The 20737-nt window shown below is 68.6% G+C and carries 11 protein-coding genes; 8 read left to right on the forward strand and 3 right to left on the reverse strand.

Annotation, left to right across the window (positions count from 1 at the left end; genetic code table 11):
• The first annotated feature begins 155 nt into the window (after positions 1-155).
• Positions 156-3089, forward strand: a complete 2934-nt coding sequence (locus IPK27_20650) for a diguanylate cyclase (GenBank protein MBK8069935.1) — start codon at positions 156-158, stop codon at positions 3087-3089.
• Between the two features lie 50 nt (positions 3090-3139).
• On the opposite strand, the gene IPK27_20655 is transcribed toward IPK27_20650, so the two are convergent.
• The 3 genes from IPK27_20655 to IPK27_20665 all read right to left on the reverse strand — a co-directional run bounded on the left by IPK27_20655 (position 3140) and on the right by IPK27_20665 (position 11093).
• Positions 3140-6712, reverse strand: a complete 3573-nt coding sequence (locus tag IPK27_20655) for an FG-GAP repeat protein (protein MBK8069936.1) — start codon at positions 6710-6712, stop codon at positions 3140-3142.
• Between the two features lie 106 nt (positions 6713-6818).
• Complete coding sequence (locus IPK27_20660; protein ID MBK8069937.1) at positions 6819-10757, reverse strand: response regulator; 3939 nt, start codon at positions 10755-10757, stop codon at positions 6819-6821.
• A 15-nt stretch (positions 10758-10772) separates the two neighbouring features.
• Positions 10773-11093 (reverse strand): hypothetical protein, encoded by a 321-nt coding sequence (locus IPK27_20665; protein ID MBK8069938.1) that lies wholly within the window; start codon positions 11091-11093, stop codon positions 10773-10775.
• Between the two features lie 312 nt (positions 11094-11405).
• On the opposite strand from IPK27_20665, the gene hsdR reads away from it, so the two are divergent.
• The 7 genes from hsdR (at position 11406) to IPK27_20700 (ending at position 20701) form a co-directional block, all read left to right on the forward strand.
• Entirely contained in the window at positions 11406-14792 is a 3387-nt protein-coding gene (gene hsdR / locus IPK27_20670; GenBank protein ID MBK8069939.1) for a type I restriction-modification system endonuclease, read from the forward strand.
• Positions 14793-15357: 565 nt separating this feature from the next.
• Complete coding sequence (locus IPK27_20675) at positions 15358-15639, forward strand: DUF1778 domain-containing protein (GenBank protein MBK8069940.1); 282 nt, start codon at positions 15358-15360, stop codon at positions 15637-15639.
• Positions 15640-16131 carry a GNAT family N-acetyltransferase gene (locus IPK27_20680; protein ID MBK8069941.1) on the forward strand — a complete coding sequence of 164 codons (492 nt, stop codon included), beginning with the start codon at positions 15640-15642 and terminating at the stop codon, positions 16129-16131.
• Entirely contained in the window at positions 16128-17591 is a 1464-nt protein-coding gene (locus IPK27_20685; protein MBK8069942.1) for an N-6 DNA methylase, read from the forward strand. The genes IPK27_20680 and IPK27_20685 overlap by 4 nt, the downstream gene beginning before the upstream one ends.
• 19 nt (positions 17592-17610) lie before the next feature.
• Complete coding sequence (locus IPK27_20690; protein MBK8069943.1) at positions 17611-18927, forward strand: restriction endonuclease subunit S; 1317 nt, start codon at positions 17611-17613, stop codon at positions 18925-18927.
• On the forward strand, positions 18924-20111 hold the full coding sequence (locus IPK27_20695; protein MBK8069944.1) for an AAA family ATPase: 1188 nt from the start codon (positions 18924-18926) through the stop codon (positions 20109-20111). Before IPK27_20690 ends, IPK27_20695 begins: the two co-directional genes overlap by 4 nt.
• Positions 20108-20701: a DUF4276 family protein gene (locus IPK27_20700; protein MBK8069945.1), complete on the forward strand. Its 594-nt coding sequence runs from the start codon at positions 20108-20110 to the stop codon at positions 20699-20701. The genes IPK27_20695 and IPK27_20700 overlap by 4 nt, the downstream gene beginning before the upstream one ends.
• The last annotated feature ends 36 nt before the right edge of the window (positions 20702-20737 follow it).

A 20737-nucleotide genomic window follows, 5' to 3' on the forward strand; every position in this document is an offset into this window, starting at 1 on the left:
GTGGTTTGCGGTTGCAGGCGCCGCGCCCCTGCTGACAACTTGATCCCCGAGGACCGGCGCGCCATTCGCTCGCTGGATGTCCCGTCTGCGCTGGCACGCCACGCAAGCCCGGCGCGCGCTTGCGGCATCATCGGGCGAGCCGAGGGAGCGCGTGCATGCGTCTGATCCTGCTGTTGGCCACCGCGATCCTGTGCCGCGTCGCCGTCGCCGCGGTGGAGCCGCCGCGCGAGCGCTTTTCGGCGTTGCCGGGCGGGCCGCCGGGCGGGATCGCCGCGATCGTCGAGGATACGAGCGGACTGCTGTGGATCGGCGGCGACGCCGGATTGCACCGCCATGACGGACAGCGCGCGCAGCCAATCGCGATCGGCGACGGCTCGCCGCGGGTCTTCGACCTGGCGCTGGTCGAGGCCGGCATCTATATCGCGCACGAATCCGGCCTCGCCTTCTGGTCGCGTACACGTGCGGCGATCGAGCCGCTGGCCTGCGCGCCGCTGGCCAACGGTGTGCGCAGCGTGCAGGCGCTGCCGGACGGCCTGCTCGCGCTCGGTCTGGGCGCCCTCGTGCGGCTGTCCCGCGAGGGCACGGACTGCATGCCCATGGCGCTCGCTGGCGCGCCTGCCGGCGTGCCCATCGAAGTCGCGCGCATGATCCACGGCGAAACCTGGCTGGCGCTGCGCGAACAGGGTTTGTGGCGCTGCGAGCAAACTTGCGCACGCGTGCGCCCCTGGGCGCCGGCGCTGGCGACGACGCGCGTGCGCTGGATCTCCGGCGACGGCGCCGGCGGGCTCTACGTAGGCACCCATCGCCACGGCCTCTATCGCCTGGATGCTCAGGGCGCGGTGATCGACCGCTGGTACCGCGGCGCCACCGATCCAACGCGTGCGCTGCCGACGATGGGCGTGATGTCGCTGGCGCGAAAGGCGGACGGCAGCCTGTGGATCGGCCTGTGGGCCGGCGGTCTGATCGGCATCGGCGCCGACGGCGCGATCCGCTCGCGCTCGCGGGCGATCCCGCAGGAGCCGACCGCGATCCGCGACGACCATGTCGCCGCGCTGCTGCTCGCCGCCAACGGCACCCTGTACCTCGGCCACGAGGCCGGTGTCGACCTGCGCGATCCGCGCCGGAACCAGAGCCGCTGGATCGGCCCGGCGGCCCCCGGCCAGCCGGGCCTCACGCGTGCCGACGTGGTCAGCCTGCACCGTGAGCCGGACGGCACACTGTGGGTGGGCAGCGAACGCGGTGGACTGCAGCGTTTCGCCGCCGATGGCATCCGCGCGCTGCGGCACGACCCGGCGCGGCCCGACACGCTGCCGCACGACACCGTCTGGGACATCGCGGCCGCCGGCCCCGACTGGTTGTGGCTGGCGACGTCCGGCGGGCTCGCGCGTGTGCACCGGCGCGAGTTGCGCGTCGAGCGGGTGATCGCCTACCCGCGGTTGCCGAGCGATGACGTGATCGCGCTCGCGCCTGCTGGCGACGGCGGGATCTACATCGCGATGTGGGCTGGCGGCGTCGCGCGTATCGGCGCGGGCGGCGAATTGCTGCAACTGTGGCGTGCGGCAGATGGCCTGCGCTCGGAGACCATCGCGCAGCTGCTGCGCGACCGCGCCGGCCGCGTGCATTGCATCAACAACGAGGGCTGGCAAGTGCTCGGCAGCGATGGTCGCTTTGCCAGCGTCGCACTCCCGCCGCGCGCGCCGGCGGCAGGCGCACAGCGGATCGCCACCCTGCACGAGGACGCGCAGGGTCGCTTGTGGGCGGCCGGGGTCGCTGGCGCGCTGGCGCGTTGGGAGCCCGCGCAGGCGGCGCCGGCCTGGCTCCCCGGCGCGGGCGCCACTCAGGCGATCGGCGCGATCGTCGCGCGCGCCGGCGGCGGCGCCTGGCTCGGCCTCGCCGATCGCGTCATCGCCGTCGACGACCACGGCGAGCCATTGCCTGCACCGCCGCTCGACGCGCGCGTCGGCCTCGACGAACCCAACGTCGCAGACTCGCGCATGCTGGTCGACGCCGCCGGCCTGCTCACCATCGGCGGTCACGGCGTCTACGTCATCGACCCCACCGCGATCGAACGCCCACCGGCGCCGGCAGCGCCACTGGTCACCGGCGTGCGCCTGTTCAACCAGCCGCTGGCGCCGGCCGACCAGGGTCCGCTGCTGGCTTCGACCCTGGTCGGCGGACCGCTGCGGCTGCGCTACGATCAGGACCTGATCACCCTGGACTTCGCGCTCCCGGGACAGCCGGCACCGCCGGGGCTGCGCTTCCGCTACCGCCTGATCGGCTTCGATCCACGCTGGATCGAGGTCAGCGCCGACGAGGCGCGTGCGGTGTACACACGGCTGCCGCCCGGCGACTTCGGTTTCGAAGTAGGCGCCGGCGATGCCGTCGGCTGGTTCGCCGCGCGCGCGCAGCTGCCGATCGAAGTGCTGCCGCCGTGGTGGATGACCTGGTGGGCGCGCGGGAGTGGCCTGGCGCTGCTGCTGTGCGCCATCGTGGCTGCGTGGCGGCTGCGCACCTGGCAATTGCGCGCGCAGGCGCTGCGACTGGAGCAGCGGGTCGCCGAGCGCACCGCCGAACTCGCGGCCGCGAATGCCGCCCTCGATCGTGCGGCGCGCACCGATCCGCTGAGCGGGCTCGCCAACCGCCGCGGTTTCCTCGCCGCGATCGAGCCGGTGTATGCGCAGCCCGCGAGCCTGGCGCTGATGGACATCGACCATTTCAAGTCGATCAACGACCGCTACGGCCACGATGTCGGCGATGCCGTGCTGGTCGAGGTCGCGCGGCGCTTGCGCGAGGCCTTGCGCAGCGAGGACCAGCTCGGGCGCTGGGGCGGCGAGGAGTTCGTGGTGCGCATCGCCGGCGACGCCGGCGCGGAGGTCGCCGAGCGCCTGCGCAGCGCGATCGGCGAAGCGCCCTTCCCGCCCGGTATCGGTCCCGAGCGCGTGACCGTCAGCATCGGCACCGCGCGCGTGCGCGCCGGCGACAGCGTCGACGCCTGCCTGCAGCGCGCCGACGCCGCGCTGTACGCCGGCAAGCGCGGCGGCCGCAACCGCGTCGTCGATGCGGACACGCTGGACGCGCTGCCCAGCTAGGTCCCCTGCCATGACGCATTCGGGGCAAAAGGCGCGGAAATAGTCGCGGCTCAATGTGCGTCGATCAGCGCCTCCACCGCCGCGGACCAGCGCTCGGGGTAGTTGATCACATTGTGTCCACTGATCCCGCTGCCGAGCGCGTAGCGGTGGAACTCGCCGCGGCCGCCGGCGTTGCGGAAGGCCTGGAAGTTCGCCTCGCTGTGGGCGATCGAATAGAAGGGGTCGTTCTCGCCGTAAAGCCAGGCGCTCCTACCGGCGAAAGCCGCGCCGCGCCTGAAGGAAGCGGTGTTGATCGCGGCGACGGTGCTGCAGCCATCGCTCATCCAGCCGCCGACGAAGTTCAGCGCGCCGACGAAGTTGCCCGGCCGGGTGCCGGCATGGACGATCGCGAGGATGCCGCCGCGCGACTGCCCGGCGATCAACATCCGCTGCGCGTCGACGTCGGGTCGCGTGCGCAGGTGCACGAGCACCTCGTCGATGTCGCTGAGTGCGCGCTCCATGCCGGCAAGCGCGATCGTGGTGTTGCAACTGTAGCCCGAGCCGTTCGCGGCCAGGCCTTCGGCGTAGGTGCCGCCGGAGCGCCCGCGGCCGCGGCGCTGCGGGAACACCACCATCCAGCCGCGCGCGTTGAACCAGCCGGCGGCGGCCTGGTGGGTCCATGTTCGGGTGAAAAGCGAGGGATCGTTGCCGCTGCCGGTCGAGCCGTGGTTGAACATCACGGTCGGGAAGGGCCCCGGGCCGGCGGGTTTGTGGATCACCATCTCCAGTTGCACCGGCTGGCCGTTCTCGCTGAGCGAGGTGGCGATGAACTCGGTGCGGACTTCGGTTTCCGGCAAATCCGCCGGGGTGTCGAAGCAGTGCGCGACCGGCGCGCTCGCCGGCAGCGCGGCCAGGCGCGCGATCGCCTTGCGCCGGGTCACACCGTCGACGCTGTACTCGAAGATGCCGTGCTCGCCGTCGCTGAAGCGCAGCCGCGCGCTGCCGGCCTCGGGCACCGGGAAACTCGTCGCCGGTCCGGCGATCGCCGCCAGCGGCGTGCCGCTGAGGGCGCGCGTGAGTGCGCCGGCGTAGCTGCCGTCGGGCTGGCGCGCGAGGCTCGACGCGATCAGCCACTGGTCGCGGCCACCGGCGCCAAAGGTGTACCAGGCGGCAACCAGGGTGTCGCCCTGCTGCGTCAGCGTCAGTCCCCAGCCGGGCTCGCGCGGGTTCCACCACAAGTCCGAGACGTTATCCAGGCGCTCGCGCGTCAGGGTGGACGCGAAGCAGCGCGGCGCGCGCGGGTCGAAACGGATTGGCGTCAGCGCACGCTGCTGGCTGACGCCCTCGACGGTGTAATCGAGATTGAGCTGTCCGGCGAGATCCCAGCCGAGTTCGGCGCTGCCGACCTCGCGCACATCGGTGAAAGCCTGCGCACCGTCGATCTGCGGATGCGGGATGCCGCTGATGCGGTAGATCGGGCCGGCGAAGCGTCGGCCCTGCTGGCGTGTGGCCTGCACGGTCAGGAACATCGGGGCGCCGTCGCTGGCGTAGGTGTACCAGGTGCCGAACACGAAATCGCCCTGCTGCGAGACGTTGAAGCCCCAGCCGGGCTCGGCCGCGTTCCAGTAGATCCCGCTGTAGCTCGCTTCCGCGGCCGGGAACAGCGGCCGCGACACGCCGCCGGCGTGGCTTTCGACGACCGCGGCGAGCGCGCTCGCGAGCGCGAAATCGAGGCGGCCGTCGCCATTGACCTCGCCGAGTGCGGCGAGCCGGCTGCCGGTCTCGCCACCACGTCGGCTGCCGTCCACCTGCGTCAGCACGCGCCCGTCGCGACCGCTGCGCAGGCTGACGCGGCCGCCGCGGGCAAGGCCGCCGGAACCGTAGCCGGGCATCCCGATCAGCACATCGCCATGGCCGTCGCCATCGAAATCTCCGGCGCCCAGCCCCGGCCCCAGCGCCTCGCCGGGCGCGCAGGCGAAGCTCCGCAGCAGGTGGCCGTCGCGCCCGGAGTGCAGGTAGCCGGCGCCAGCGCCGGCATTCTCGTCGGGTGCGCCGGTGTAGATGTCGCCGACGCCGTCGCCATCGACGTCGCCGGCGGGTGCCAGGTGCGTTTCGCCGAAGCCGCCGCCGGCGCCGTCCAGCACGAACAGCGCCGCGCCACTCGCGCCGGAGTGCACGTGCACGCGCCCGCTGCCTTCGCGTGGGGCACCGATCGCGTAGTCGTCGACATGATCGCCATCGAGATCCGGCAGCCAGGCGAGCGCCGAGCCGTACTCGCTGCCGCCCGCGCCGGCGTGCGTGCGCAGCACGCTGCCGTCGTCGCCGGCGTGCAGGCGCACCAGGGCGGCGCCCGGGTCGCCGACGATCAGCTCGCGCGCGCCGTCGCCGTCGAGGTCCTCGATGCCGGCCACCGCATGCCCGTAGCGCTGCGCCTGCGCCGGCGCCGGCAGCGTGCGCAGCACCGCCCCGTCGGCGCCGGACAGCAGTTGCGCAAGCCCGCCACCGGGCGCGGCGGCGGCGCCGACGATCACATCGGCGTAGCCATCCTGGTTCACATCGCCGGCCGCCGCGAGCGCGTGCGCGTAACCGGCCGGCCCCGGCGCGCTCTGCCACAGGCGCACGCCGCGCGCGCCGGACCAGGCTTCGACTTGCCGGGCGGTGCCGAGGCCGACGATCAGGTCGCGCTTGCGGTCGCCGTCGAGGTCGCCGATGTCGACCAGCGAGTCCACGCGGGAACCGCTCGCCAGCGTGTGCGCCAGCGGGCTTGCGGCGGGGATCGCATCCGGCATGAACACCAGATTGTGGGTGCCGTCGAGCCCACCGGCGCCGGCGCTGACGAAGTCGCCGAGGAATCTCCCGTCACTGCCCGAATAACGCAGCACCCGGTCATCGCCGAAGGAACCGACCAGCAAGTCACCGCCGGGGTGGAAGATCATCCCGATCGGGATCTGCAGGCCGCCGTCGGACGCGAAGGTGGTCGCTGCGCCGGCCAGCGGGTCCATGCGTTGCACCGTATTGGACACCGATTGCGCGACCAGCAGCTGGCCGTGGCGATCGAAGACCAGGCCGGTGGCGTTGCGCTGGCCGGGATCGCCCTCGCGGACCCGGCGGAAAGCGCCATCGGGCCCGAACACCAGCACCTTGTTGCTGAGCGCCGCGCCGACGTAGACCTCGCCATCGGCCGCGACGATCAGGCCGACCGGCCCGTCCAGGCTGTTGCCCTGCGCGAACACGCCGCGGAAGCTGCCGCTGCCGGCGGCATAGCGCAGGATGCGGTCGCCGGCGCCGTCGGCCACCAGCAGGTCGCCGTCGGCGAGGAAGGCGATCGCGCGCGCGCCGGCGAGGCCACCTGAGTCCGCCGGGATCACGAAATCACGCAGGTAGGCGCCATCGCGGCCATCGAAGACCATCACCCGGCCAACATCGCCCAAACCTACGTACAGATGTCCGTCCGGTCCGTAGGCAATGCCGTTCGGGTTGTCGAGGCCATTACCCTGCGCGAACACGCCGACGTAGGCGCCAGTGGTGGCGTCGTAGCGCAGCACGTTATCGCTGAAGCGCGAGGACACCAGCAGATCGCCCGCCTGCGCCGCCATCGCCAGCAGCCCGCCAGCCAGCCCCGCCCACCACCGCGCTTGCCACATCGTCGCACCCTCGCCAGGAATGCCCTCAGTGGACCAGCAAGCGCGGATCAAGTCCTGAAAAATCGATGAAGTGGGGCTGAAACAACGCAGAAAAGCGCCGGACTGACTATGCCGCGCGGCCGCGCACCTGGCTGGGCGGTACGCCGTAGCGCGCCTTGAACGCGCGGGTGAAGCTGGACAGGCTGTCGAAGCCGCTGGCGTAGGCCACCTCCGAGATGCTGCCCGCCGCCTGTTCCAGCAAGCGATGGCCGTGCGCCAGGCGGGCGTCGCGCAGGTAGTCGCTGGGACTCTGGCCCAGGGTGTCCTTGCACTTGCGGAAGAGCTGCGTGCGGTCCGCGTGCATGCAGCGCGCAAGCGCCTCGATGCTGAACTCCGGATCGTGCAGGTGCGCCGCGATGTGCTGGTCCAGCCGCTGGCGCCAGCGATTGTCCGGCGTCTCGACCGGCGTCTCGGGCACCGGCGTTGCGCTCGCCGCCAGGCGATGCTGCAAGCGCCGGGCGTGCGCGACGATCGCCTCGCAGCGCGCCAGCAACTCGCTCGCATCGAAAGGCTTGGCCAGGTAATCGTTCGCGCCCGCCTTGAGCCCGGCGACCGCATGCTCGCTGCCGACTTTCGCGGTGAGCAGCAGGATGCCGATGGCCTGGGTGTCCGGATGCGAGCGCAAGCGCTTGCTCAGCTCCACGCCATCGCAGCCCGGCATCATCACGTCGCTGACGATCAGGTCCGGCAGTTCATCGCGCGCCAGTTGCCAGGCAGCGTTGCCATCGGCGGCCTCGATCACCTCGAAGCGATGGCCCAGGATCTCGCGCACGCGACCGCGCAAATCGTCGTGATCGTCGACCACCAGCACGCGCTGGCGCCCGGCGGGCAGCTCGGCGGATGGGGCGGCCGACGCCGGCACGCCGGGCATCGGCTCGGCGAGGATGCCCTGCCCCTCGTCGCCATCGCTGGCGGCCAGCACCAGGGTGGGACCGCTCGCAGACGCGTCCGGCATGGCGACGGCCGGCAGCCGCAGCTCGAAGGTACTGCCGACCCCGAGCGTGCTGCTGGCACTGACCGCGCCGCCATGGGCCTGGGCGATCTCGCGCACCAGCGACAGCCCGATGCCGTAGCCGCTGGCGGTGCTGCTGCCCTCGGTCTGGAAGAAGCGGTCGAAGACATGCGGCAGGGCCTCGGGCGCGATGCCGCGGCCCTGGTCACGCACCGCGATCAGCCAGGTATCGCCTTCGCGGGCCAGCGTCAGCGCGATTTCGGTTCCACGCGGCGAGTACTTGGCTGCGTTGCCGATCAGGTTGCCGAGCGCGCGCTCGATCTGCAGCGGATCGATGTCGCAGATGGCCGGCGTGGCACCCGCGACATCCACCACCAGCGTCTGGCCGAAGCGTTCGGCCAGCGGTGCGTTCTCCAGCGCGACCCGCTGCAACAGCGGCCGCAGGTCCTGACTGGCGGTGCTCAGCGGCAACTGGCCGTGTTCCAGGCGATTGACATCGAGCAGCTCGACGATCAGGTCGAGCACCCGCCGCGCATTTCGCTGGGCCAGTTGCAGTTGCGCGCGTACCCGTTCGGACAGCCGCTCGCGGGCATCGCGCAGCAGATCGTCCAGCGGTCCCAGCACCAAGGTCAGCGGCGTGCGGAATTCATGGCCGACATTGGTGAAGAAGCGCGTCTTCAAGCGGTCGATGGCCAGCAGTCGATCGGCCTGCTCGGCCAGTTGCGCGTTCTTCTGGTGCAATTCGGCGGTGCGTTCGGCCACGGTGGACTCGAGTTCGCGCTGGCGCACCATCAGCGCCCGGCTGCGCCGCGCCGCGCCCCAGCGCGCCGCCGCAAGCAGCGCGAGCAGGCCAGCCAGGAGGTACCCCAGGTGAGCGGTGGTCGAGCGATACCAGGGCGCAGCGATGCGGATGCGGACGGCCGGGAGCGCGCTGACGCGCCCGAACACATCCTCCGCCTCGATCTCGAACAGATGCTCGCCATCGCCCAGGTTGGTGAACTGCCGCTCGCCCGACGGGCTCCAGCCGGTGTAGTCCGCATCGACGCTGGACATGCGCGTGCGATAGACGTTCTGCGATGCACGCTCGAACGAGGGCACGCTGAAACTGAAGTTCAGGCTGCGCACCTCGCTCGCCAGCGTCGGCGCGTCGACGAGGTACACGCCCTTGCCGGAAGCCGGGTCGATGACCTTGGCCACCAGCGGCGCCAGCGGTGGCGCCAGCGGGCGCTGCGCCGCGAGGTCGATGCGCAGGATGTCGTCGCTGCGGGCGAGCCAGAGTAGCTCGCCTTCGCGCAGGAAATTCATGACGGTACGGCGGGCGTCGAGACCGAGCAGTTCGTCGCCGCGGCGATAGCCATTCGCGTCCGGATGCAGCGCGATATTGCCGGCGTCGCCGCGCAGCCAGAGCGTGCCGCTGGTGTCTTCCAGCAGCGAGAACACGCGCCGCGTCACGAAGCCTTCCGGGATGCCGCTGGGCGCCACGAATCGCTGCAGCTCGCGATCGAACAGCCGCAAGCCCTGCACGGTCGCGAACCAGGTGCGGCTCTGGCCCGCATGCGGCCGGATCGTGCCCTTGGGCAGGTCGTGGGTCGCATCAAAGCTCTCCGGCGCTGCCGGACCAGGCTCGACCGGGCTGCGCCACAGCCGCCCGGCGCGGTCCGCCACCCAGATCTGCTCGCCCTCCTCCGCCAGCGCCGCAGTCGCCTCCGTGAACTGCGGCATGGGCGTCACCTGGACCGCGCCGGCGACCAGGTCGATCCGCGCCAGGCCGCCGTTGTGCATCAGCCAGGCGCGCCCGGCGTGACGCGAGGCTTGCAGGTGCGTGCACAAACGCATCCCCGGGACCTCCAGCGGCGTCGCCTGCAACGGTCCGGTCGTGTACTCAGCCACCAGCAACTGGCTGCCCGCCACCAGCAGTCGGTCGCCAAGCGCAGCCACGCAGGTGATCTGCTGGAAGTCACGCAACTCCCGCATGAAGCGGCCAGGCGCATCGCCCGGCTGCAAGCGGTACAGCGCGCTACTGTCGGAGGTGACCAGGTCGCCCTGCCAGCGGACCAACTCGTCGGCCCCCTTGAGCCCCAGGCTGGCGTCATAGCGGGTGAACCCGCGGGCACGGTCTATCCGCGCGATGGTCCGCTGCTGCGCCACCCAGAGCGCGCCATCGCGGTCCTCGATCAGCGCCCGCTGCGGATTGTCGGGCAGGCCATCGGCGCTGCCGATGCGATCCAGCAGACGCCCGTCCGCGTCCATCAGTTCCAGCGGCCCATCGCGGTAGAGCAGCGCATAGCCGTAGCTGGTGGGCTCCATGTGCACCAGCACCTGGCTCGCAAACCGCGGCCACTGGTCCACGGCAAAAGGCTCGAAGGTCGCACCACCCGGTGGCCGGCGGTACAGCTTCTGCCCGCCCACCACCCAGGTCCCGTGCGCATCCACGACCAGGCTGGCCACGCCGAGCTTGCCCAGGCTCGCGGGCCCGGGGCGCAGCTCATCGCCGGCGGCGACCAGCAGCTCGCCATCGCGGTTGAACCAGTACTCGCCCGCGGCAAAGGCACCGCTGGTCAGCGACTGGCCGCGCGCCAGCACCGTCAACTGCTGCTTCTGGATGTCGTAGCGCAGCAGGGCTCGGTTGAACAGGTAATAGACCCGATCGGCGTCTGCCGCGACATGCATGTTCTGGCCCAGCCCGGCCACCGGCTCGGGCAGCAGCGATGCCAGCGACTGCCACTGGAACGCACCGCGACCGTTCGATTCGTAGTAGCCCAGGTCACCGGTGTAGCTGGTGTAGATGCGATCCCCGAGCAGCGCCAGCGGGCCGAGCCGCGGCAAGCGATCGGGGTGGTTCCAGAAGCGCCAGCGCGCCCCGTCGTAGGCCAGCAGTCCGCCCAGGTTGGAGATCAGCACGCGCCCGTCGGGCAACTGGGTGATGAAGTTGCTGTCATGGGCCGCACCAATCTCCTGGGTGACCCAGGACTCCACCGGCCATTTGCCGCGCGCGCACACGTCGCCGGCGCTGACCAGTCCTACCCACAAGCACAGCAGCGTCCAAGTCCGCACGGCGCCTCCCGGCAGTCACAAGCTATCCAAACACGCCAGCATCAACCGCTTCAAGCGCGCCGGCGTGGTCGGCATCGCCGTGCGCCAGAGTGTCGGCCCCAGCCGGATCAGCGACTGGCTCCGGTCCACCTCCGCCAGCCACAGCGTCGGACGCAACGGACTCGCCGGCGGCTCATCGTCCACCACCACCAGATCCGCCACCACCGGCTGGTCACCGCTACGGACGCTGACCCGCGCCTCCGGCCAATACTGCGCGAACCATTCGCACAAGTAGCGGCCAAGTTCCGTCTGCAGGCCCACCAGGGCCACGCTCGGCGGGAGACGGAGCGGCTTCATCGCCAGCACCCTTGCCAGCCTTGCCAGCCCGCGGAGGAGCCCCCCCGCGCCCCCCCAGGGCCCCCCCGCCCCCCAACGCCCCAGCGGCGCCGCCCACCCTCCGGAAACCCGCAGATCCATCCCACGCCCCCGCCATCAGCCGCCGCCAGAATGCCGCGTCCGGCAAATGCTTACTCGACACCAGGTTGCCGGGCATTGGCACCAGGTTGCAGGCTCGTTGGCCCCAGCAATCCCGCGCACCGCCGGCCGCTCCCTGGTCAAAAATGTTAGCGTCCCGCCATCCATGCAGCCCGTGGACCTGCGCCCACTGCCATGACCCCAGCGATGGCTCCGAGCGAGCGGCCCAGCAACTTCTCCCACCTGCAGGCGCACGACGCGCAACTGGTGCGGCTGGGCATGCTGGCGGAGCGCTACTTCGCGGAAGATCCAAACACTTGCCTGTTGAAGCTGCGCCAGTTGACCGAGTTGCTGGCGCAACTGCTCGCTTCCAAGGTGGGCCTGTACAGCGCGGAGGAAGAGAAGCAGGTCGATCTGCTGCGGCGCCTACAGGTGCAGGGGATCCTGCCGCGCGAGGTTGCGGACCTGTTCCACGAGGTGCGCCGGGTCGGCAACGAAGCCAGTCATCGGCTCGCCGGTGACCATCGCAGCGCGCTGCTCGCCTTGCGCCTGTCATGGCAGATCGGTGTGTGGTTCCATCGCAGTTTCCGCGATCCGGCGTTCAAGTCCGGGCCGTTCCAGCCGCCGTCTTCGCCGGTCAATGAAACCGCCGAGCTGAAAACTGAACTCGACACACTGCGCGCTGAGCTGGCGCAGTTCCGCGCCGCGCACGAACAAACGGCGCGCGCGCTGGAGCAGGTGCACAGCCAGGCCACCCAGGCCGAGGGCGACCGGGCCTTCTGGGAATCCATGGCCGCCGAGGCCGAAGCCGCCAAGGCCGCGCTGCAACGCAAGCTGCAGGAACTCCAGGCCACGGCCGCCAGCGCCGCACCGCAGGCCATCGCTGCCCTGGTCACGGCCGCCAACACCGCCGCCACCCAGATCCAGCTCAGCGAAGCCGACACCCGCAAGCTGATCGATGACCAGTTGCGCGAAGTCGGCTGGACGGTCGACTCGGCCGAGCTGACCTACGCCGGTGGCGCGCGTCCGGCCAAGGGCAAGAACCTGGCGATCGCCGAATGGCCCACCGCAAGCGGTCCCGCCGACTACGTGCTGTTCATCGGCCTGACGCCGGTGGCCGCGGTGGAAGCCAAGCGCCGGCATGTGGAGGTGTCGGCCGCGTTGCAGCAGGCCAAGCGCTACGCACGCGGCTTTTCGATCACAGCGGAGCTGCAATCCCCCGGCGAGCCCTGGGGCGAGTTCCGCATTCCCTTCGTCTTCGCCTCCAACGGCCGCGCTTTCCTGCGCCAGCTCGCCACCCGCAGCGGCATCTGGTTCTGCGATTTGCGCAACCCGGCCAACCTCGGCCATCCGCTGGACGGCTGGTACACCCCCGAAGGCTTAGGCGAACTTCTGCGCCGCGACGAAGCCCGCGCCGGCGAGCATCTGCGCAACCAGTCGTTCAACTACGGTTTCCCGCTGCGTCACTACCAGCAGGCGGCGATCCAAGCGGTCGAGGGCGCCATTGCCCAGGGCCGGCGCGAACTGCTGCTGGCGATGGCCACCGGCACCGGCAAGACCAAGACCTGCATCGCGCTGATCTACCGGCTGCTGAAGGCGCAGCGCTTCCGCCGGATCCTGTTCCTGGTGGACCGCTCGGCACTCGGCGAGCAGGCGGCGAATGCCTTCAAGGACACCCGCATGGAGGGCCTGCAGGCCTTCGCCGACATCTTCGGCATCAAGGAACTGGACGAGGCGCGCCCGGACACGGACACCAAGGTTCACATCGCCACCGTGCAGGGCCTGGTCAAGCGTGTGCTTTACCCCGCGGACGATGCCACGCCGCCGCCGGTGGACCAGTACGACTGCATCGTGGTGGATGAATGCCACCGCGGCTACCTGCTGGACCGCGAGCTGTCCGACACCGAACTCGGCTTCCGCAGTTTCGAGGATTACATCTCCACCTACCGCCGCGTGCTCGACTGGTTCGATGCGGTGAAGATCGGCCTGACCGCCACGCCTGCCCTGCACACCACGCAGATCTTCGGTGCGCCGGTCTACAGCTACGGCTACCGCGAGGCGGTGATCGACGGCTACCTGGTCGACCACGAGCCGCCGCTGCAGATCCGCACCCAGCTTTCCACCGAGGGCATCGTCTGGCGCCAGGGAGAGGAAGTGGGCGTCTACAACCCGGCGCAGCACCGGATCGATCTCTTCAATACACCGGACGAGATCCGCCTCGATGTCGAGGACTTCAACCGCAAGGTCATCACCGAGTCCTTCAACCGCGTGGTCTGCGAATTCCTGGCTGGCGAGCTGGACCCGGCCACGCCGCAGAAGACGCTGGTGTTCTGCGTGAACGATGCGCACGCGGACCAGGTGGTCGACCTGCTTAAGCAGGCCTTCGCCGCGCGCTACGGCAGCGTGGAGGACGATGCGGTGCTCAAGATCACCGGCGCTGCCGACAAGCCGCTGCAGCTGATCCGCCGCTACAAGAACGAACGCCTGCCGAACGTCGCCGTCACCGTGGACCTTCTGACCACCGGCGTGGACGTACCGCAGATCTGCAACCTGGTGTTCCTGCGCCGGGTCAACAGCCGCATCCTGTTCGACCAGATGCTCGGCCGCGCCACGCGGCTGTGCCCGGAGATCGGCAAGGAGGCCTTCCGCGTCTTCGATGCGGTGCGCATCTACGAGGCGTTGAAGGATTTCACCGAGATGCAGCCGGTGGTGGTGAACCCCGCCATCGGTTTCGACCAGCTCTGCCGCGAGCTCGTGCAGGCGGGCACCGACGACCAGCGCGCGCTGGCGCGCGACCAGTTCATCGCCAAGCTGCAGCGCAAGAAGCGCCACCTGACCGAGCACCAGTCACGCGACTTCGAGACCCGCGCCGGCATGCCGCCGGATGCCTTCATCGCCCGCCTGCGCACGCTGCCGCTGGGCGAGATCGCCGCGTGGTTCACCGCGCACCCGGGCCTGGGCGAGATCCTGGACCGCAGCGAGGTGTCCGCGGGCACCCCGATCTACTTCTCCAAGCACAGCGACAAGCTGCTCGCTACCGAGCACGGCTATGGCAAGGCGAACAAACCCGAGGACTACCTCAAGGCCTTCGCCGAGTTCATCCAGAGCCGCAGCAACACCCTGCCCGCACTGATCACCGTGCTCACCCGCCCGCGCGAGCTGACCCGCCAGCAACTGCGCGAACTGGCGCTGGAGCTGGACCGCGCCGGCTTCCCCGAGGCCAGCCTGCACACCGCCTGGCGCGAGATGACCAATCAGGACATCGCGGCACGCATCGTGGGCTATGTCCGCCAGGCAGCCCTGGGCGATGCGCTGATCCCCTACGACGAACGCGTGGACCGGGCGCTGCACAAGATCCTCGCCTCCCGCGCCTGGACCGGCCCCCAGCGCGATTGGCTCAAGCGCATCGCCGCCCAGACCAAGGCCAACACTCTGGTCGACCGCGCCGCGCTGGATGACCCGGACCTGCTGTTCCGCACCCAGGGCGGCGGCTTCGAACGCATCAACCGCGTCTTCGACGGCCAGTTGCAGCAAACCCTGGAAGCCTTCAACGACGCCATCTGGACCCAGCCAGCGGCGTGATTGCCTCACAGTGGCAGCCTCTTGTGGGAGCGGCTTCAGCAGTTTTCTTGGTAGTTTCAATTGCAATCTGCTTCGGAAAAGATCGCGGCTGAAGCCGCTCCCACAATTGCTGTCGCTGTCCGGCCTTGGCGCAGTGGGAGCAGCTTCAGCTGCGATCTGGTGGGTTAGCCGTCAGCCCGGAAGTTCCGCCTCAACCGCATCCAGGAGCGTGCCACCACGCCACCGCCAGTCCTCGGCACGCTCGACCAGGCAGTGCTTGGCTTTTTGGAGAGGTCGAGGACATGCCCGGAGCATCGATGGATCGGCGTAGACCTTGAATCAGAGGCCGGGCCGAAGGACTGTCGGAGTTTTCTGATGGCGAAGATCGCGGCTGAAGCCGCTCCCACAGTTTGTGCCGCGGGGGAGCCACAGCATGAATGTGCGAGCAGCGCCGGCACCAAATGTGGGAGCGGCTTCAGCCGCGATCTTTCCTGCAACCTCAAGAGCTCCTGCAAAGCCACCCCACCCAGTCCCACGTAAGTCAATCTGACGTACAATCCGAGTATCGCACCCAACCGCTGCCGTCATGTCTGCCCCTTCCGAAGTGCTGCTTCCACGCGGCGAATCCGCCCGGATCAACCTTCGCACCAGCCCTGAAGCCAAGGCGCTGATCGAGCGCGCGGCGGCGTTGATGGGGACCACGGTGTCCAGCTTCCTGCTGCAGAACGCCTACGAGACGGCGCGGCGCGTGGTGGCCGATCACGAGAACCTGATGCTGTCGGCGGAAGCCTTCGACGCCTTCATCGCTGCGGGTGAGCAGCCGCCGCCGCCCAACGAGGACCTGCGCAAACTGCTGGCGCGGCGCTGAATGCCTGCGCGCATCGAACTGCTCGACGGGCAGCACCCACGCGCCGATTTCGATTGCGGCGTGCCTGCGCTGAACGAGTTCCTGCAGCGTCACGCGGGGCAACAGCAGCGCCGCGGCATCGGCAAGACCTGGGTGGCCGTTGACGACGGGCTGGCGGTGCTGGGATTTGTCACGGTCAGTGCGGGCGGCGTCTCGACTGCCACCTTGCCATCCGACCTGAAGCTACCGCGCTATCCGGTCCCGATCATGCGCATCGGCCGGCTGGCCGTGGACCTGCGTCATCGCGGCCAGGGCATCGGGATGGATCTGCTGTCCTTCGCCCTGCACCTGGCGCTGGACGTTTCCGCACGCATCGGGCTGTACGCCGTGGTCGTGGATGCCAAGGACGACACGGCCGCCCGCTTTTACCGCCGCCACGGTTTCATCCCTACCCTGGATGACACCCGCTGCCTGTTCCTTCCCCTTTCCTGGCTGGCGCAAGCGAAACCATGATCACCACTGACATCGTCCAGAAGCTCTGGAACCTGTGCAACATCCTCAAGGACGACGGCGTCACCTACCACCAGTACGTGACCGAACTGACCTACCTGTTGTTCCTGAAGATGGCCAAGGAAACCGGCAGCGAGGACCAGATCCCGGCCGGCCACCGCTGGGATGATCTGGAACAACGCACCGCGCCTGAGCGCCTCGGGCACTACAAGATCACCCTGGTCAAGCTGGGCGAGGAAGGCACGCGGCTGGTGCAGGAGATCTACGGCAACGCCAGTTCCTTCATCAAGAAGCCGGCAACGCTGTCCACCCTGGTGGCGGAGATCGACAAGCTGGACTGGTACAGCGCGCGCCAGGAGGGTCTGGGGGATCTCTACGAGGGCCTGCTGGAGAAGAACGCCGCCGAGAAGAAATCCGGGGCAGGGCAGTATTTCACGCCGCGGGTGCTGATCGACTCGATGGTGGCGCTGATGCAGCCAACCCTGGACGATGTGATCCAGGATCCGGCGGCCGGCACCGGCGGCTTCCTGATCGCCGCCAACCAATGGCTGCGCGCCCACGCCGACACCGACGCCTGGACCGAGGCGCAGCAGCGCAAGTACCGCCGCGGCACCTTCTACGGCATGGAGCATGTGCAGGACACGCACCGGCTGGCGCTGATGAACCTGATGCTGCACGGCCTGGACTCGGACCCCAACGCCGCCGGCATCCGCTACGGCGACACCCTGTCCCCGGACGGCGCCGCGCTGCCCAAGGCCACGCTGATCCTCACCAACCCGCCCTTCGGCACCAAGAAGGGCGGCGGCCTGCCCAGCCGCGACGACTTCACCTACCCCACCAGCAACAAGCAGTTCGCCTTCCTGCAGCACATCTACCGCGGCCTCAAACCCGGCGGCCGCGCCGCCGTGGTGCTGCCGGACAATGTGCTGTTCGAGGGCAACATCGGCCGCCAGATCCGCGCCGACCTGATGGACAAGTGCAATCTGCACACCATCCTGCGCCTGCCCACCGGCATCTTCTACGCCCAGGGCGTCAAGACCAATGTGCTGTTCTTCACCCGCGGCCACAGCGACAAGGGCAACACCCGCGAGGTCTGGGTCTACGATCTGCGCGCCAACATGGCCCAGTTCGGCAAACGCACCCAACTCACCCGCGCCCACTTCGCCGACTTCGAAGCCGCCTTCGGCCCCAACCCCTTCGGCGACGCCTCCGCCCTGGCCCGCCGCCAGGACACCGGCGAGACCGGCCGCTTCCGTCGATTCACCCGCGAATGGATCGCCGAGCGCGGCGACAACCTCGACATCAGCTGGCTCAAGGACGACAGCGCCGGCAGCAGCGACGATTTGCCCGAACCGGCCGTGCTGGCGCGCGAGGCAATGGCGGAACTGGAGGGGGCGATGGAGGAGTTGCGGGGGATACTGGCGGAATTGGGGGAGGAGGTTGAGGGGGAGGTCGGGTTGTGAGGGAGTTGCCGAAGGAGTGGTGCACAGCGCGAATTCAGGAACTTTGCACGTTGGAGAACGGAAGGGCTTTCAAACCAGCGTGAATGGACCATCAAGGCGGGCCGATCGCGAATCAAATCTAAACGCACAGACGCTCCCGGATTCAATCACTTCGCTGGATGCACCCCAGCAGGCTCGCCTTCCGGCGGAGGAACTGCTTTTCGCGAAATGGTCGGCAACTCCCGGAACGTCGTTCGGTGCCCACATCTGGAGCGGCGCGGATGCTGTTTTGAATCAACACATTTTCCGCGTTGACTTCAATCCGGACTTGGTAGAGAAGCGGTTCTTTAAACACGCGATCAACGAGAAGCTCGCCGAACTTATCGATGTTGCGCACGGCGGAGTCGGCCTCCGCCATGTCACCAAGGGAGTCTTTGAGCGCACCGAAGTGCCTCTGCCACCGCTCCCCGAACAAGAACGCATCGCCGACAAACTCGATGCCCTGCTCGCGCGCGTGGACGCCTGCCGCGAACGCTTGGACCGCATCCCCGCCATCCTCAAACGCTTCCGCCAATCCGTCCTCGCCGCCGCCACCAGCGGCGAATTGACTCGCGAATGGAGAGAGGAACGGGGTCTGTCTAGCGAATGGAGCACTACTCGTATTGTGGATATTGCATACGTAGGAACGGGCTCGACACCGCTTAGATCGAACAGTTCCTATTACGCCGAGTCGGGCACGCCTTGGATAACCAGCTCCGTAACGGGTCTTCCTTTCGTGACTGGTGCTGATGAGTTTGTCACGGATGCCGCAATCACCGCACATCGGCTCAAGGTATACCCAGTCGGCACTCTTATTGTAGCGCTATACGGAGAGGGCAAGACTCGCGGCCAAGTCACTGAACTGCGCATCGCAGCGGCTGTCAATCAGGCCTGTGCCGCGATCTGCGTCGATCAACGCAAGGCTGAGGTCGCGTTCGTACGGCTCGTACTGGAGGCGAACTACTTGCAAATGCGTGAACTCGCCGAAGGTGGAAACCAACCGAATCTCAACCTCACAAAAATCAAGGAATTCCAATTCTCGCTACCGTCAATTCTCGAACAAAACGAGATCACTCGCCGAACGACTGAACTGTTTCAAGCCATTTCGAAACTTGAGGTGAGGGTCCGTGCGGTTTCAATTCGTGCATCAAGCCTGACCCCCGCCACCCTCGCCAAAGCCTTCCGCGGCGAACTGGTCCCGCAGGATCCCAACGACGAACCCGCAGCCGCGCTGCTGGCCCGGATCGCCGCGCAGCGCGATCATGCGCCGCCCGCTGCGCGCGGTCGCGGCAGAGTCGCCTCCGGAAAGCGTCCATGAAGATCGAATCGATCCGCCTGAAGAACTACCGCGTTTTCCGCGATGTGCATCTGACGGACATCCCGGATTTCCTGGTGGTGGTGGGCGCCAATGGTTCGGGCAAGAGCACGCTGTTCGATGTGTTCGGCTTCCTGCACGATTGCCTGCACGGCAATGTGCGCCAGGCGCTGGATAGCCGCGGGCGGTTCGCCGAGGTGCTGAGCCGGGATGCCAGCGAGCGGACGATCCTGATCGAGATCCAGTACCGCATGGAGATCACCGGCGTAAAGCGGCTGGTGACCTACTCGCTGGAGATCGGCGAGCACCAGGGCGCACCGGTGGTGGAGCGCGAGATCCTGCGCTACAAGCGCGGCCGGCATGGCTCGCCCTTCCGCTTCCTCGACTTCAAACGCGGTGAGGGCTACGCCATCACCAACGAGGAGGATTTCAGCAAGTCGGACGAGGAACTGACCCGCGAAGTGCAGAAGGTCGCGTCTGACACGCTGGCAATCAAGGGCCTCGGCCAGTTCGAGCGCTTCAAGGCGGCGTCAGCATTCCGCCGGCTGATCGAGTCCTGGCATGTGTCGGACTTCCACATCAGCGCGGCGCGCGGGCGCAAGGAAGCCACGGGCAGCTCCGAGCACTTGTCGGCCACCGGCGACAACCTGCCGCTGGTCGCGCGGTACTTGTTCGAGCAACACCCGGAGACCTTCGCCACCATCCTGCAGACGATGCAGCGCCGTGTGCCCGGCGTGGCCGGCATCGAGCCACGGCTGACCGAAGACGGCTACCTGACCCTGCGCTTCCAAGACGGCAGCTTCAAGACCCCGTTCCTGGACCGCTATGTCTCGGACGGCACCATCAAGATGTTCGCCTACCTGGTGCTGCTGCACGATCCGCAGCCGCACCCGTTGCTGTGCGTGGAAGAGCCGGAGAACCAGCTCTACCCCACGCTGATGAGCGAGCTGGCCGAGGAATTCCGCCTGTATGCCAGCCGCGGTGGCCAGGTGCTGGTCTCCACCCACTCGCCCGACTTCCTCAACGCCACCCGCCTGGAAGAAGTCTGCTGGCTGGTCAAGCAGGACGGCGCCACCCTGATCCACCGCGCGCGCGACAACCCGCAGATCCGCGCCTACATGGAAGACGGCGACCAGATGGGCTACCTGTGGAAACAGGGCTTCTTCGAGGGCGCCGATCCGCGATGAGGGAACTGGTCTGCCTGCTGGAAGAGGAATCGGCCAAGGCCATGCTGGAATCCCTGCTGCCACGCATGCTGGATCCCAGCATCCGCTGCCGGCTGATCGCCTTCGAGGGCAAGCAGGACCTGGAACGGCAACTCACCCGCAAGGTGCGCGGCTACCAGAACCGCAGTGCACGCTTCCTGGTGATGCGCGATCAGGACAGCGCCCCGGACTGTCGCCAGGTGAAGGGCAATCTGCTGAAACTCTGCAGCGCCGCCGGCCGCGACGCTTGCTGCAAGGTCAGGATCGCCTGTCGCGAACTGGAGACGATCTATCTCGCCGACCTCGCGGCGGTCGAATCCGTCAGCGGCATCCGCGGCCTGGCCGGCCACCAATCGAAGCGCAAGTATCGCGACCCGGATGCCCTTGGCAACTCCAAGCAGGAGCAGAAGAAGCTCACCGACGGCGCTTACCAGGAAGTCAGCAGCTCACGCGAACTGGGCAGGGTCCTGCAACTGGACAACGCCCGCTCCTCCAGCTTCCGGCAACTCCTGGCGGCCATCCGCGCGCTCGAGTCTGAGCTGCTGGCGCTGCCGGAAGAGTCCACCAACTGAGCAACACCCGAGGTCGTGCGGACGCTGGTCGAAGCG

This window comes from Rhodanobacteraceae bacterium (assembly GCA_016713135.1).
GTDB lineage: Bacteria > Pseudomonadota > Gammaproteobacteria > Xanthomonadales > SZUA-5 > JADKFD01.

Bases quoted from the DNA above. Each gene is read 5' to 3' on its own strand.
- IPK27_20650 (MBK8069935.1), top strand. From the start codon at position 156: ATGCGTCTGATCCTGCTGTTGGCCACCGCGATCCTGTGCCGCGTCGCC.
- IPK27_20655 (MBK8069936.1), bottom strand. From the start codon at position 6,712: ATGTGGCAAGCGCGGTGGTGGGCGGGGCTGGCTGGCGGGCTGCTGGCG.
- IPK27_20665 (MBK8069938.1), bottom strand. From the start codon at position 11,093: ATGAAGCCGCTCCGTCTCCCGCCGAGCGTGGCCCTGGTGGGCCTGCAG.
- hsdR (MBK8069939.1), top strand. From the start codon at position 11,406: ATGACCCCAGCGATGGCTCCGAGCGAGCGGCCCAGCAACTTCTCCCAC.
- IPK27_20675 (MBK8069940.1), top strand. From the start codon at position 15,358: ATGTCTGCCCCTTCCGAAGTGCTGCTTCCACGCGGCGAATCCGCCCGG.
- IPK27_20680 (MBK8069941.1), top strand. From the start codon at position 15,640: ATGCCTGCGCGCATCGAACTGCTCGACGGGCAGCACCCACGCGCCGAT.
- IPK27_20685 (MBK8069942.1), top strand. From the start codon at position 16,128: ATGATCACCACTGACATCGTCCAGAAGCTCTGGAACCTGTGCAACATC.
- IPK27_20695 (MBK8069944.1), top strand. From the start codon at position 18,924: ATGAAGATCGAATCGATCCGCCTGAAGAACTACCGCGTTTTCCGCGAT.
- IPK27_20700 (MBK8069945.1), top strand. From the start codon at position 20,108: ATGAGGGAACTGGTCTGCCTGCTGGAAGAGGAATCGGCCAAGGCCATG.